This window comes from Pseudomonas sp. SWRI92 (assembly GCF_014268685.1).
In the GTDB taxonomy this organism is placed as follows: domain Bacteria; phylum Pseudomonadota; class Gammaproteobacteria; order Pseudomonadales; family Pseudomonadaceae; genus Aquipseudomonas; species Aquipseudomonas marvdashtae.
The window spans coordinates 113901-127400 of record NZ_JABWQY010000006.1; the positions used below are offsets into that span (position 1 = coordinate 113901).

Annotated in this window: 14 protein-coding genes; 4 read left to right on the forward strand and 10 right to left on the reverse strand. The window is 61.9% G+C overall.

Annotated features, from left to right (window positions below):
* Positions 1-3: 3 nt before the first annotated feature.
* From ngg to HU762_RS12300, 3 genes are all read left to right on the forward strand, one after another.
* Complete coding sequence (ngg, locus tag HU762_RS12290) at positions 4-1749, forward strand: N-acetylglutaminylglutamine synthetase (protein WP_186637097.1); 1746 nt, start codon at positions 4-6, stop codon at positions 1747-1749.
* 158 nt (positions 1750-1907) lie between these two features.
* On the forward strand, positions 1908-3095 hold the full coding sequence (locus HU762_RS12295; protein WP_186610553.1) for an osmoprotectant NAGGN system M42 family peptidase: 1188 nt from the start codon (positions 1908-1910) through the stop codon (positions 3093-3095).
* 111 nt (positions 3096-3206) lie between these two features.
* Complete coding sequence (locus HU762_RS12300; RefSeq protein WP_047226285.1) at positions 3207-3434, forward strand: YheU family protein; 228 nt, start codon at positions 3207-3209, stop codon at positions 3432-3434.
* On the opposite strand, the gene csrA is transcribed toward HU762_RS12300, so the two are convergent.
* From csrA to HU762_RS12315, 3 genes are all read right to left on the reverse strand, one after another.
* Entirely contained in the window at positions 3423-3623 is a 201-nt protein-coding gene (gene csrA, locus HU762_RS12305) for a carbon storage regulator CsrA (RefSeq protein WP_186610467.1), read from the reverse strand. The two genes, HU762_RS12300 and csrA, sit on opposite strands and share 12 nt — an antisense overlap.
* Positions 3624-3774: 151 nt before the next feature.
* Positions 3775-4107, reverse strand: coding sequence for a YnfA family protein (locus HU762_RS12310; protein ID WP_186637099.1), 333 nt, complete (start codon positions 4105-4107; stop codon positions 3775-3777).
* Between the two features lie 57 nt (positions 4108-4164).
* Complete coding sequence (locus HU762_RS12315) at positions 4165-4980, reverse strand: SDR family oxidoreductase (RefSeq protein WP_186637101.1); 816 nt, start codon at positions 4978-4980, stop codon at positions 4165-4167.
* A gap of 288 nt (positions 4981-5268) precedes the next feature.
* Here HU762_RS12315 and HU762_RS12320 point away from each other — a divergent pair, with 288 nt between their 5' ends.
* Positions 5269-5421 carry a DUF3309 family protein gene (locus HU762_RS12320; protein ID WP_003183939.1) on the forward strand — a complete coding sequence of 51 codons (153 nt, stop codon included), beginning with the start codon at positions 5269-5271 and terminating at the stop codon, positions 5419-5421.
* A 56-nt stretch (positions 5422-5477) separates the two neighbouring features.
* On the opposite strand, the gene HU762_RS12325 is transcribed toward HU762_RS12320, so the two are convergent.
* The 7 genes from HU762_RS12325 to HU762_RS12355 all read right to left on the reverse strand — a co-directional run bounded on the left by HU762_RS12325 (position 5478) and on the right by HU762_RS12355 (position 13499).
* Positions 5478-7571, reverse strand: a complete 2094-nt coding sequence (locus HU762_RS12325; RefSeq protein WP_186637103.1) for an LTA synthase family protein — start codon at positions 7569-7571, stop codon at positions 5478-5480.
* A 285-nt stretch (positions 7572-7856) separates the two neighbouring features.
* Positions 7857-8732 (reverse strand): polyamine aminopropyltransferase, encoded by an 876-nt coding sequence (speE, locus tag HU762_RS12330; protein ID WP_186610463.1) that lies wholly within the window; start codon positions 8730-8732, stop codon positions 7857-7859.
* 161 nt (positions 8733-8893) lie between these two features.
* Positions 8894-9301, reverse strand: a complete 408-nt coding sequence (locus tag HU762_RS12335; protein WP_186610462.1) for a hypothetical protein — start codon at positions 9299-9301, stop codon at positions 8894-8896.
* A 14-nt stretch (positions 9302-9315) separates the two neighbouring features.
* Entirely contained in the window at positions 9316-10518 is a 1203-nt protein-coding gene (gene ccmI, locus HU762_RS12340) for a c-type cytochrome biogenesis protein CcmI (protein ID WP_186637116.1), read from the reverse strand.
* Positions 10511-10984 carry a cytochrome c-type biogenesis protein gene (locus HU762_RS12345; RefSeq protein ID WP_186637118.1) on the reverse strand — a complete coding sequence of 158 codons (474 nt, stop codon included), beginning with the start codon at positions 10982-10984 and terminating at the stop codon, positions 10511-10513. Before HU762_RS12345 ends, ccmI begins: the two co-directional genes overlap by 8 nt.
* Positions 10981-11517, reverse strand: a complete 537-nt coding sequence (locus tag HU762_RS12350; protein WP_186637120.1) for a DsbE family thiol:disulfide interchange protein — start codon at positions 11515-11517, stop codon at positions 10981-10983. The genes HU762_RS12345 and HU762_RS12350 overlap by 4 nt, the downstream gene beginning before the upstream one ends.
* Complete coding sequence (locus HU762_RS12355; protein ID WP_186637122.1) at positions 11514-13499, reverse strand: heme lyase CcmF/NrfE family subunit; 1986 nt, start codon at positions 13497-13499, stop codon at positions 11514-11516. The genes HU762_RS12350 and HU762_RS12355 overlap by 4 nt, the downstream gene beginning before the upstream one ends.
* Position 13500 lies beyond the last annotated feature (1 nt).

The window sequence follows — 13500 nt, forward strand, 5'->3', positions numbered from 1 at the left end:
ATCATGAAACCCCACCCGACCCTTCACAACCAACGACTGTTGCGCGGCCAGCCACCGTCCTATGAACGCCTGCAAGCACGCCTGGCCGAAGACGGCAGCGAGCTGGGCGCCGACCCGATCGCGGTGCACTGTGGCTGGGGCCGATTGCTGATCGGCCATACCTTCCCGGACCCGGCGAGCCTGGCCCTGGAACTGCTCAACGAACAACCCGGCGAACGCGACATTGCCCTGTACGTCGCCGCGCCCCAGCAAGTGCTCGGGCTGGAACCGGCGCACCTGTTCCTCGACCCGTCGGACACCCTGCGCCTGTGGTTCAGTGACTACCGACAAGCCACACGGGTGTTTCGCGGTTTTCGGATTCGCCGGGCCCAGGGCGATTCCGACTGGCAAGCCATCAACCAGCTTTACCAGGCCCGCGGTATGCTGCCCATTGATCCCCAGCGATTGACCCCGCGCCATCAGGGCGGCCCGGTGTACTGGCTGGCCGAAGACGACGACAGCGGCGCGGTGATCGGCAGCGTCATGGGCCTCAATCACCAGAAGGCCTTCAATGACCCGGAAAACGGCAGCAGCCTCTGGTGCCTGGCGGTGGACCCGCAGTGCTCGCGCCCCGGTGTTGGCGAAGTGCTGGTGCGTCATCTTATCGAGCACTTCATGAGCCGAGGCTTGAGCTACCTCGACCTGTCAGTGCTACACAACAATCGCTTGGCGAAGAACCTCTACGCCAAACTTGGCTTTCGCAACCTCTCGACCTTCGCCATCAAGCGCAAGAACGGCATCAACCAGCCGCTGTTCCTCGGGCCTGGTCCCGAGGCGGAATTCAATCCGTACGCGCGAATCATTGTCGATGAGGCGCACCGTCGCGGCATCGAAGTTCAGGTGGATGATGCCGAGGCCGGGCTGTTCACCCTGGTGCATGGCAGCCGACGGATCCGCTGCCGGGAATCGCTGAGCGACTTGACCAGCGCCATCAGCATGACCTTGTGCCAGAACAAGAGCCTGACCCATAAAGTGTTGAAGAACGCTGGCCTGAATTTGCCGGCCCAACAGCTGGCGGGCAATGCCGACGACAACCTGGCGTTTCTCGATGAGCACGAGCGCGTGGTGGTCAAGCCGCTTGACGGTGAACAAGGCCAGGGCGTGGCGGTGGACCTTCGGACTATCGAAGAGGTACAGGACGCCATCGAAGCGGCGCGCAAATTCGACAGCCGCGTGCTGCTGGAAAGCTTCCATGAGGGGCTGGACCTGCGAATCGTGGTGATCGGCTTTGAAGTGGTGGCAGCGGCCATCCGGCGACCGGCGGAAGTGATCGGTGACGGCCAACACAGCATCGGCGCGCTGATCGAAGCCCAGAGCCGCCGACGCCAGGCTGCCACAGGAGGCGAAAGCAAGATTCCGATGGACGCCGAGACCGAACGCACGTTGCGTGCGGCCGGCTACGACTATGACAGCGTGTTGCCCGCGGGCGAGCATCTGTTCGTGCGTCGTACTGCGAACCTTCACACCGGCGGCGTGCTGGAAGACGTGACCGGCATTCTTCATCCGACCCTGAACGATGCCGCCGTACGTGCCGCGCGGGCGCTGGACATTCCCATGGTCGGTCTGGACCTGCTCGTGCCTGCGGCCGATCAGCCGGAGTACGTGTTCATCGAAGCCAACGAGCGCGCCGGCCTGGCCAACCACGAACCGCAACCTACCGCCGAACGCTTTGTGGATATGTTGTTTCCCCATAGCCAGGCGGCGGTCTGAAATATCTCTCTGACAGATCGTTCCCACGCTCCGCGTGGGGATGCCTCAAGGGACGCTCCGCGTCCAGGTGACGCAGAGCGCCACGGGCTGCATTCCCACGCTGAGCGTAGGAACGATCATGCGTCATCCAACTTAACGTTCCGTGAGGAGTTTCCATGATCAGTAAAATTCCCGAACCGGATCTCGAATACCTGCAAAAAGTCCTGCTGGAAATGCTCGCCATTCCCAGCCCCACCGGTTTCACCGACACCATCGTGCGGTATGTCGCCGAGCGACTCGAAGAGCTGGGCATCCCGTTCGAAATGACCCGGCGCGGGACGATTCGCGCCACCCTCAAGGGCCGCCAGAACAGCCCTGACCGGGCCGTGTCGGCGCACCTGGACACCATTGGTGCCTCGGTTCGAGCCATCAAGGACAACGGCCGCCTGACGCTGGCCCCGGTAGGTTGCTGGTCCAGTCGGTTTGCCGAGGGCAGCCGGGTCAGCCTGTTTACCGACACAGGCGTCATCCGCGGCAGTGTGTTGCCGTTGATGGCGTCCGGGCACGCGTTCAACACTGCGGTGGATGAAATGCCCATCAGTTGGGACCACATCGAACTGCGCCTGGACGCCTACTGCACCACCCGCGCCGATTGCGAAACACTGGGGGTCGGTATCGGCGATTACGTCGCCTTCGACCCGTTGCCGGAATTCACCGAAAGTGGCCATATCAGCGCCCGGCACCTGGATGACAAGGCTGGGGTTGCCGCGTTGCTGGCAGCGCTCAAGGCGATTGTCGACAGCGGCGAAGAGTTGCTGATCGACTGTCACCCACTCTTCACCATCACCGAGGAAACCGGCAGCGGCGCGGCGGCGGCATTGCCCTGGGACGTCAGTGAGTTCGTCGGGATCGACATCGCTCCGGTCGCACCCGGCCAGCATTCCAGCGAACATGCGGTGAGCGTGGCGATGCAGGATTCCGGAGGCCCCTACGACTATCATCTGTCGCGCCACCTGTTGAAGTTGGCCCGCGAGAACGAGTTGCCGGCGCGCCGCGACCTGTTCCGCTACTACTTCAGCGACGCCCACTCGGCCATCACCGCCGGCCACGACATCCGCACCGCCCTGCTCGCTTTCGGCTGCGACGCCACCCATGGCTATGAGCGCACCCACATCGACAGCCTGGCCGCACTGAGCCGCTTGCTGGGCGCGTATATCCTCAGCCCACCGGTGTTTGCCAGCGATGCGCAACCCGCCCAGGGATCGCTGGACCGCTTCAGCCACCAGATAGAACACGATGCGCAGATGGAAAGCGATACCCGCGTGCCGTCAGTCGACAGCCTGATCGGGCAGCGTTCGGATCAGTGATCCGGATTCAAGCATTAAGGGATATCACTGGAACAGCCGTCGCGAAGCCCAGGCTAGCCGCGACGGCCTATCCACCGTAGCATCCGCCTCATTGTTTAGCGGAGCCCTACAATGCTGATCCCTTACGACCAACTCGAAGTCGACACGCTCACCCGCCTGATCGAGGATTTCGTCACCCGCGATGGGACTGACAATGGCGACGATACGCCTTTGGAGACGCGAGTCCTGCGGGTCAGGCAGGCCCTGACCAAAGGCCAGGCCATGATTGTCTTCGACCCCGAGAGCGAACAGTGCCAACTGATGCTCAAGCATGACGTGCCCAAGCACCTATTCGACTGAACAGGCCTTGCGTGCGGCCTGGGCCTTTTTTCTCTGGATCTTGTCGTAGATTTCCGAGCGATGGACGTCGACGTGCCGAGGCGCCTCCACGCCGAAACGCACGGTGCTGCCGCTGATCGACAGCACACGGACGGAAATGTCGTCACCTATGGAAATCAATTCACCTACAGCGCGGCTTAGTACGAGCATGGCTCTTGTCCTTAAGAATGTCTGGACCTAGACCATGCCCGGCCTGTTTTCTGTGCACAAGGTACCGGCGGGAATTCAGTAACCCCCTACAAACAAAACTCCGGTGGCTGAAGGAAACGTCCTGCAAAACCCGGTCAGGCACCGGGTCAATTCAAGGACCGGAGAACCGCGGCCCGAACAGAATCACACCCGCGCCCAACACGCAGAGCGCCACGCCAATCCAGTCGGAACCCAGCGGCCGGGCACGCTCCACGACGGCCAGCCAGCCAATGGAAGCGATGATATAAATTCCCCCGTAGGCGGCATACGCACGACCGGCGTACGTCGCTTCGATGCGGGTCAGCAAGAGGGCGAACAGCGTCAGGCTGAGCAGCGCCGGCCCGATCCACCAGGCGCTCTTGCCTTGGCGCAACCACATCCAGAAGGCGTAGCAGCCAGCGATTTCAAAGAGTGCGGCGAGAAAAAACCACAAATAGTTGAGCATGGAGCAGTCCATCAGGAAGGCACGAGCGCGCCATCCTGAGGACATTGGAGCATGGGGTCAACCCTGGTTCTGACGGGCTTTGGCGCGCATCTTGTCAGCCATGGCCGTCATTTCGTCATACAGCAGTTTGGGATTCTTTTGCTTGGTGGCCCACGCCATGCGCCCCTGCTCATGGGGCAGGATCATGAACTCGCCTTGGGCGACGTGCTGGTAGATGTAATCGGCGATGTCGGCGGCGCTGATGGGCGAGCTTTCCAGCAATTTGCCGACTTGGGCTTTCATGGCCGGGGTCGGGCCGCGGAACGAGTCCAGCAGGTTGGTCTGGAAGAACGACGGGCAGACCACATGCACGCCAATCTCCTGCTGCGCCAGCTCGATCAGCAGGCTCTCCGACAGCGCCACCACACCGGCCTTGGCCACGTTGTAGTTGCTCATGGCGGGGCCCTGCATCAGCGCAGCCATGGAAGCGATGTTGATGATCTTCCCACGGCTTTTTTCCAACAGCGGCAGGAACGCCTTGCAGCCCTTGACCACGCCCATCAGGTTGATCGCGATTTGCCAGTCCCAATCCTCCAGGGACAGTTCGCTGAAGAACCCGCCTGAAGCTACGCCGGCATTGTTGACGATGATGTCGATGCCGCCGAGTTTTTCCTCGCAGGCCTGGGCAAACGCCGTGAGCTGGCTGTAGTCGCGCACATCGCAGCGCTGGACAAAGCCGTCGCCGCCTGCGGCGCGCACCCGCTTGAGGGTTTCCAGCAGGCCAGGCTCGCTGACATCGGACAAGGCCAGGCGCCAGCCTTCGCGGGCCCAGCGCAGCGCGATTTCGCGACCCAGGCCAGAGCCGGCACCAGTGATCATCATGCGATTTTGCATAGGGAAACAGCCTTGTTGTTCCGGGAGAGATGGGCCGAGTGTAGCGAAGGCGCCGGCCGGACCCACGCTCCATCAGATTGCTGAATGGCGGGGGCAAACCGCAGGCGGTTTAGAGGTCTTGACCTGAAACCTGCGGGCGCCAAAGTGATGCGTTATGGCAACAACAAAAAACATTGAATTTTTTACAGGACGTTACGGTCGGACTTATTAAGCCGCCCGGATTTAATGCATGCGCGCTGGCAGTTAAAAGTTACATCACTCCAGAACTGACCAATAAGGAAATCAACAATGGGCACTATTCTAATCATCATCCTGATCCTCCTGCTGATCGGTGGCCTGCCGGTCTTCCCGCACTCCAGAAGTTGGGGTTATGGCCCGTCCGGTATCATCGGCGTAGTACTGGTGGTGCTGTTGGTCCTGCTGTTACTCGGCAAGATATAAATACCAGGCGCAAAAAAAGAGGCCCTTTCGGGCCTCTTTTTTATGGGTCGCCGATATCAGTCCGGCTTGCCGTCTATAACGCCTGCGGTGTTATCCATCAGGCTCTTGGTCGCGGTTTGCAGGAACGATTCGAGCTTGAGTTTCATCTCGGCCGTCTCCGGTGCATCCGGAATGACTTCTGCACGCGGAGTGGCGCCCAGTTCGTAGCGATACATCTTCGGCGCCATTTCCTTCTCCCTTGGCAGCACGAGGATCTTGTCGTCGCGGATGATCGCCGTGGTCTGCTCGCTGCCCGACGGCTTGATCACGCCAAACCCGGTATCGCCCGCCGGCAAGTTCAACAGGTCGCGGCCCCAGCACTGGTTGCGTACCTGGCCACCGAGCCGCCCCATGATGGTCGGAACGATATCGACCTGGGTGCCCACGGTGTGGTTGCGCTGGCCGAACTTCTCCTGGATGCCCGGCCCGATCAGCAGCATAGGCACGTTGAAACGACCCAGGTCCATTTCGGTGATCTGGCGCTCGTTGCCAAAGCCATGGTCACCGACCACGACGAACAGGGTTTCCTTGAAGTAAGGCTCCTTGCGCGCCTTCTCGAAGAACTGGCCCAGCGCCCAATCGGAGTAACGCATGGCGGTCAGGTGTTCGTTCAAGCTGCCACGGTCAGTGACCGGCTCGACTGGCAACGGTGTCGGCAGCGCGTACGGCGTGTGGTTGGACAGGGTTTGCAGCAAGGCATAGAACGGCTTACCGTTTTCCCGCGCCTTGAGCTCGATCAGGCCACGATCGAACATGTCCTGGTCGGACACACCCCAGGTCGGGTCGGAGAACACCGGGTTCACATAGTCATTGCGCCCGATGAAGTTGGTCATGCCCTGGCTGCTGAAGAAGCCTGACTGGTTGTCCCAGGCAAAATCGCCGTTGTAGACATACACGTCGTCGTATTCACGCGCGCTGAGCAACTGTGGCAGGCCCGACAGCTTGTGGCTGCCTTCCGGCGTCTGCATCAGGTATTCGAAGCCCGGCAGGTTCGGGAAACACGCCATGGTGGCGAACATGCCCTGGTGAGTGTGGGTGCCGTTGGAGAAGAAGCGGTCGAACAGCAAGCCTTCCTTGGACAGTTTGTCCAGGTAAGGCGTGATGTTGCCCGGCGCGCCCAAGGCGCCCACCGAGTGACCGGCCATGCTTTCCATGAGGATCACCACCACGTTCTTGATCGGCAGCGTCTTGTCGGCCGGCGGCGTGTAGTCGCGGCGCACGGCGGCCGTCTCGGTATCCACCAGTTTGTCGTCGGGCATCACCAGCATGTCGCGAACGGTCTGTTGTGCCAGCGGTTGCTCGAGGGTGGCTTTCCAGATGTTGTCGCGGTCTTCGGACATCCGGCTCTTGGCCGCCGCCACCAGCGACAACGTGCCGTTGAGGCCCAATTGGTTGGCGAAGTTCGAATCCGTGGTGTAGACGTCGCCCCAACGCAGCGGCGGGCCTTGGCGCAGGGTGCCACGCGCAGCGGCCACCGCCACCACCAGGCAGATCATGAACACCGCGACACGTCCGTACCACGGGGCGATCTGGCGTGTGCCGATGCTACCTCCGCTGAAAGGCCCACGCGGCCGGGTGGCGCGATCGGCGCCCTTGAACGCCAGGCTCATGAGCAGGGTGCCGCCGACCCAGGCCAGCAGGTAACGCACTACCGGGAAACCGTACCAAAGCATGCTCGCCACGGTTTTCGGGTCTTCCTTCACATACTGGAAGACCAGGCCGTTGAGGCGCTGGTGGAACTCACGGTAGAAGTCCATTTCCATCAGGCCGAGGAACAGCGCGATGCTGGAAGTGACGGTCAGCCAGAAACGAAAGAATCCACGCGCCGCCATCGCCCGCGTGCTGAACAAAGCCAGCAGCAGCGGAATGCAGAGATAGACGACCAGGCGCAAGTCGAAACGCAGGCCGTTGGCGAACGCTTCAACGAAGGTGGAGGCTGGGGTGTCGAGGATCATTTCGCGGTTATAGACCAGCAGCGCAACGCGCAGCAGGCTCAGCATGACCATCATCACCAAGGCACAGAGCAACGTATAGGCCAGGTGCGATTTGACGGTCGGTTGCAGCAGGCGATGCGTGGTGCGCTGCTGACTCAGGGCGTCCGGGATTGCCATGTCGTTTAGGGACCTATTGGAATTGGAGGAACAGAAAAGAACAACGGCGCGCCCTCTGTTGGCCAATGACAGGCCCGGGGCTTTCGCGAAAGCGCAAATCTTGCACCAACGGCCATGGCATTGCCATTAAATAACCGCGGCGCTAAAAGCGCGTGGGATTGTCCGCAAGGTTTCGTGAAAATTTCGTTCAATGAATATCTGGAAACACAAAAGCGCCCGTTCTCTGGAGTCGAGCATCGTTGTGGCAAGGGGATTTATCCCCTCGCCACAGCGATTTTCATTGAATCAGTCGTTGCTCGGCTTATTGATCGACTGCAACACATATTGCGGCATGGCAAAGGCGCCGATGTGGATCTCGGGGTTGTAGTAGCGGGTGACGATGCCGCTGCCGATGAAACGCTCGCGCAGGGTTTCACGCGACAACTTGCGATAGGCAGGATCAGTCGCGCCCCAAGCAAAGGTCATGGCGCCGCCAATGTAGGTCGGCACGGCCGCCTGGTAGAAATGCCAGTCGGCGAACAAACCGTGCAAGCGCCCGGCGGTGGTCTGCACTTCGCCCAGCTGCATGAATGGCGTGCCGTTCTGGGTCACCAGGATGCCGCCTTCGTTCAGGCAGCGATGGCACGCCTGGTAGAAGTTTTCCGAAAACAGCACCTCGCCAGGACCGATCGGATCGGTGGAGTCGGAAATGATGACGTCGAATTTTTCCTGGGTGGTGGCGACAAAACGCATGCCGTCGTCGATCACCAGGTTCAGGCGTGGGTCGTCGTAGGCCCCCTTGGAGTGGTTGGGCAGGAACTCCTTGCACATGTCCACCACCGTGCCGTCGATCTCGACCATGGTGATGTGCTCGATGCCGATGTGCTTGGTCACTTCGCGCAGCATGCCGCCGTCGCCACCACCGATGATCAGCACGCGCTTGACCGCGCCATGAGCCAGGATAGGCACGTGAGTCAGCATCTCGTGGTAGATGAATTCATCGGCTTCGGTGGTCTGGATCACACCGTCCAGGGCCATGACCCGGCCCATGCGCGGGTTTTCAAAGATCACCAGGTGCTGGTGCTCGGTGCGCACCTCATGCAGCAGCTTGTCCATGCGAAAACGCTGGCCGTAGCCTTCGTAGAGGGTTTCCAGGTAATCGCCGGTCGGGGTGGTCGTCATGGTCAGGTGCTCCGATAAATACGCGGTTGGCCAATGAGGCTCGCAAAGGCGCGCATTCTACGACGCTGGGGATGACAGGTCGAACCTTCAACACTTCTGGCGACGCAACGCTGCGTTACCGAGCGGCATTCCCACGCGGAGCGTGGGAATGATCGCAGTCGTCAGTTGAATTTGCGTCCGAGCCCCGCCGGCACACCCTCGATGGTGGTCTCTTCCCATGGCCCGTTCGGGCTGACGGAGCGGCTCCAGCCGTTGTTCCAGCGGTAATAGGTGCGCTGGCGGTAGAAGGTGTTGGTCTGGTTATCCAGGACATAAACCCCGAGCTTGGCATCCCAGTGGCTGTTGCCACCCGGTGGCGGGGCGAAGCTGGCGGAGGTGCGCGGCACTGGTTTGGCCGGTTTGTTCGGGGTTACAGGTTTGCCAGGCGCGGTCGACGGCACCGGCTTGGTGGTCGGTGTCGACGGCGGAATGGGCGGTAACGGCGTCGAAGGCTCCGGTGGGCGCTGAACCGCACAAGCGCTCAGGCCCAGGACGAGCGTAAGCAGGGTCATACGAGCGATGGCGGTCATGGTGCGAGTTCCTGTCATTGGTCCGGACTGTCGATGGTCAATTGTTGCAGCGCGGTGGTACTGCTCGCCAAGGGTTGGCTGCGACCGATCCACTCGCCGGCGGTCGGTTGACCGGCCCGGGAGATGCGCGCCACCAGTTGGACTTCGGGGAAGTTGGACAGTTTCAGTTGCGGCATCATCGCATCGGCGTCGCCCAGCTCGACGTTGGCCGGCAGGTCGGCGACGGTCAGGCGCTTGGCCGCCAGCGGCGCCGGCGGACCGGAAACGGCGCGGGCGAAGATGAACACGCTGTCGCCCGGTTGCACCTTGGCCTTGAGGGCCGGATCCAGGTCGACACGCACCTTGAGCAGCGCCGCAGCCTTGGTCGCGGGCGCCTGAGTGACCTTGCCGCCACTGGCCTTGAGCTTCTCGCTGGCGCGGGTAATGCCGCCCTGCAATGCTTCACGGGACTTGTCGCCTTCAGGCAATTGCGCCAGCAGGCGCCCCCAATAATCGATCGCTTCCTGATAGCGCTCGCCTTCGAACGCGGCAATCCCCAACAGCCCGAGGCTGGTGACTTCCTTCGGATCGAGCTTCAGCGCTTCGTCGGTCAGGGCCTGGACCTTGTCCGACCATTTCTTGCCGTCGGCGAAATACTGCGCCTGGGCCCACTGGCCCAGCAGCTCGGGTTGACGACCGGCCACCGCCACGGTGCGCTCGAAGATCTTCGCCGCGTCCGCCGGCCGGTCCTGCGCCATGTAAGTCCGACCGAGGAAATACAGGCCCTCGGCGGAGTCCGGTTGTGCCGCCACGGCGCGCTCCAGGCGCACGGTCATTTCTTCCATCGACTGCGGCGCCTGGGCGAACTCACGGGTCAGCTCGACCTTGTCGCTGGCGCCAAAATGCAGGTACAGCGCCAGGCCCAATATCGGCACCAGCACAGCAGCGAGCAGTGGCAACGGCTTGCCCAAGCGGGATTCACGCGGCGCATCGGCGCCTTCGGTGTCGGCGAGCAGTTCCCGCGCGGCCTCGGCGCGGCCGGTGTCCAGTTGCGCGGCGTTGAGCACGCCCTCCTCCCGCTCGGCCTGCAGTTCGGCGACGCGCTCTTGGTACAGCGCCACGTTCAGCGCGGTGCGGTCTTCTTCCAACTGGGCGCGGCGACCGCGCAACACAGGAATCAACAGGAAACTCAGGGCAACCAGGAGGAGCAGACCTGCGGCGAGCCAGAAATCAATCATGCTTGGTTTTTTCCAACAGTTGGTCGAGGCGCTGGCGCTCTTCGACAGAAAGCGTGTCCGGGTCGGCGCTGCGCTGGACCCGGCGGCGACGCACGATCACCGCAATGACGACCAAACCACCCAGCAGGAGCCCGGCCGGGCCGAACCAGAGCAGCGCGGTCTTGGAGGACAGGGCCGGGTTGTAGCGCACGAACTCACCGTAGCGATCAACCATGAAATCGATGATCTGCTGGTTGTCCTTGCCCTCGCCGAGCATGCGGAAGATTTCCCTGCGCAGGTCGGTGGCAATTGGAGCATTGGAGTCGGCGATGTCCTGGTTCTGGCATTTGGGGCAGCGCAGTTCCTTGGTCAGTTCGCGAAACCGCTCGCGTTCACCCTCGTTAGCGAATTCATAGGTGTCGATGGCGGCGTGAGCCACGCCGGCCAGGCTCAAGCCAAGAACGACGGCAGCTAACCAGCGCTTCATGGCTTGGCCTCATCCACCAGGGCCTGATACTTGGCCGCCAGTTTCTCGCGCCAGACCTGTTCGTCGATCACGCCGACAAACTTGTCTCGAATGATGCCCTTGGCGTCGATGAAGAACGTTTCCGGCGCGCCATAGACGCCCAGGTTCAGGCCGAGGGTGCCTTCTTCGTCGCGGATGTCCAATTGATAAGGGTTGTGGAACTCGGCCAGCCACTTGAGGGCATCGGCGTTGACGTCCTTGTAGTTGACGCCGTAGATCACCACGCCGTTCTGGGCCAGTTTGTTCAGCACCGGGTGCTCGACCCGGCAGGAAATGCACCAGGTGCCCCAGACATTGACCAGCGCCGGCTTGCCCAGCAGGTCGGCGCGGGTCAGGGTCTTGTCATCTTGCACGGAGGGCAAGGAAAACTCCGGGAACGGCTTGCCGATCATCGCCGAGGGCAACTCGCTCGGATTCAGATACAGCCCACGGTACAAAAACACCGCCATCAACAGGAACAGCGCCAGCGGCAACACCATCAACCAACGTTTCATGCAGTGGCTCCATTCACACCCAGGGCTTCACGCACCCGAGCTTTCACCTTGACTCGATAACGCCGGTCCAGCGCCGCCAGCACCCCACCCAAGCCGGTGAGCAAGCCACCGAACCAGATCCAGCGCACGAACGGCTTGACGTGGACCCGCACCGCCCACGCGCCATCACCCAGGGATTCGCCCAGCGCCACGTAAAGATCGCGGGTGAAACCGGCATCGATCCCGGCTTCGGTCATGACCGAGTTCTGCACGGTGTAGAGGCGTTTTTCCGGATGCAGCACGGTGATTTCCTGGCCGTTGCGAATGACCCGCACGGTGGCTTTGTCGGAGGTGAAGTTCGGGCCTTCGAAGTGTTTGGCGCCCTCGAAGACGAACTGATAACCGCCCAGGTCCATGGACTCGCCCGGCGCCAGGCGCAGGTCGCGCTCGGCGCTGTTCTGGCTGGACAACACCACGCCCAAGGCACAGACGGCGATGCCCAAGTGAGCGATCTGCATGCCCCAATAACTGCGGGTCAGCGTCGGCAGGCCCTTGATCAGGCCTTTGTGGCGGGTCTTGTCGAAGATGTCCCGCACACCGGCCAGCAACACCCAGGCCGCCAGCGCAAACGTTGCCAGCACCGCCCAGTTGAAGTCGCCATAGGCAACGCCAGCCACCACGGCCAGGGCAGCCGTGCCCAGCAGCACCGGTGTCAACATGCCTACCAGCCATTTCACCGGCGTGTCTTTCCAGCGCACCAGCATGCCGACCGCCATCACCACCATCAGGATCGCCATCAGCGGGATGAACAACGCGTTGAAGTACGGCGGGCCGACCGACAGCTTGGCCCCGGACAATGCGTCGAGCACCAGCGGGTACAACGTCCCCAGCAGGATCATCGACGCCGCCACCACCAACACCAGGTTGTTGCCCAGCAGCAGGGTTTCCCGTGACCAGAGGTTAAAGCCAACCTGACTCTTCACCACCGGGGCACGCAGGGCGAACAGGGTCAGCGAACCACCGACCACGAACAGCAGGAACATCAGGATGAACACACCGCGCTCAGGGTCCGAGGCAAAGGCATGCACCGACGTCAGCACGCCGGAGCGCACCAGGAACGTGCCCAACAGGCTCAAGGAGAAGGCCGCGATGGCCAGCAGCACGGTCCAGCTCTTGAATACGCCGCGCTTTTCGGTAACGGCCAAGGAGTGGATCAACGCCGTACCGACCAGCCATGGCATGAACGAGGCGTTTTCCACCGGGTCCCAGAACCACCAGCCGCCCCAACCGAGCTCGTAGTAGGCCCACCACGAACCGAGGGTGATGCCGATGCCGAGGAAGGCCCAGGCAACGATGGTCCACGGGCGCGACCAGCGAGCCCAGGCCGCATCGAGGCGACCACCGAGCAACGCGGCGATGGCGAAGGCGAAGGCCACGGAGAATCCGACGTAGCCCATGTAGAGCATCGGTGGATGGACGATCAGGCCGATGTCCTGGAGCAACGGATTGAGGTCGCGACCGTCCATTGGCACTTGCGGCAGGATGCGCTCGAACGGGTTGGAGGTGACGATCAGGAACAGCAGGAAACCGATGCTGATCATGCCCATGATCGCCAGCACGCGGGCGAGCATCACTTGCGGCAATTGCCGGGAGAACACCGAGACGGCGAAGGTCCAGCCGGCGAGAATCAACGCCCAGAGCAATAGCGAGCCTTCGTGGGCGCCCCACACCGCGCTGAACTTGTAGTACCAGGGCAAGGCACTGTTGGAGTTGCTGGCGACATAGGCCACGGAAAAATCATCGGCCATGAACGCGTAGGTCAGGCAACCGAAGGAAAACAGCATGAACGCGAACTGCCCCCATGCCGCCGGCTGGGCCAGGCTCATCCACAAACGGTCGCCACGCCAGGCACCGAGCAACGGCACCACTGCCTGCACCACGGAAAAACACAAGGCCAGGATCATCGCCAAGTGGCCCAACTCGGGAATAAAGAGACCGGTCATC

Excerpts from the sequence above, each read along its gene's own strand:
- ngg (WP_186637097.1), top strand. The coding sequence starts at position 4 with ATGAAACCCCACCCGACCCTTCACAACCAACGACTGTTGCGCGGCCAG.
- HU762_RS12300 (WP_047226285.1), top strand. The coding sequence starts at position 3,207 with ATGCTGATCCCTTACGACCAACTCGAAGTCGACACGCTCACCCGCCTG.
- csrA (WP_186610467.1), bottom strand. The coding sequence starts at position 3,623 with ATGCTCGTACTAAGCCGCGCTGTAGGTGAATTGATTTCCATAGGTGAC.
- HU762_RS12310 (WP_186637099.1), bottom strand. The coding sequence starts at position 4,107 with ATGCTCAACTATTTGTGGTTTTTTCTCGCCGCACTCTTTGAAATCGCT.
- HU762_RS12315 (WP_186637101.1), bottom strand. The coding sequence starts at position 4,980 with ATGCAAAATCGCATGATGATCACTGGTGCCGGCTCTGGCCTGGGTCGC.
- HU762_RS12320 (WP_003183939.1), top strand. The coding sequence starts at position 5,269 with ATGGGCACTATTCTAATCATCATCCTGATCCTCCTGCTGATCGGTGGC.
- HU762_RS12325 (WP_186637103.1), bottom strand. The coding sequence starts at position 7,571 with ATGGCAATCCCGGACGCCCTGAGTCAGCAGCGCACCACGCATCGCCTG.
- speE (WP_186610463.1), bottom strand. The coding sequence starts at position 8,732 with ATGACGACCACCCCGACCGGCGATTACCTGGAAACCCTCTACGAAGGC.
- HU762_RS12335 (WP_186610462.1), bottom strand. The coding sequence starts at position 9,301 with ATGACCGCCATCGCTCGTATGACCCTGCTTACGCTCGTCCTGGGCCTG.
- ccmI (WP_186637116.1), bottom strand. The coding sequence starts at position 10,518 with ATGATTGATTTCTGGCTCGCCGCAGGTCTGCTCCTCCTGGTTGCCCTG.
- HU762_RS12345 (WP_186637118.1), bottom strand. The coding sequence starts at position 10,984 with ATGAAGCGCTGGTTAGCTGCCGTCGTTCTTGGCTTGAGCCTGGCCGGC.
- HU762_RS12350 (WP_186637120.1), bottom strand. The coding sequence starts at position 11,517 with ATGAAACGTTGGTTGATGGTGTTGCCGCTGGCGCTGTTCCTGTTGATG.
- HU762_RS12355 (WP_186637122.1), bottom strand. The coding sequence starts at position 13,499 with ATGACCGGTCTCTTTATTCCCGAGTTGGGCCACTTGGCGATGATCCTG.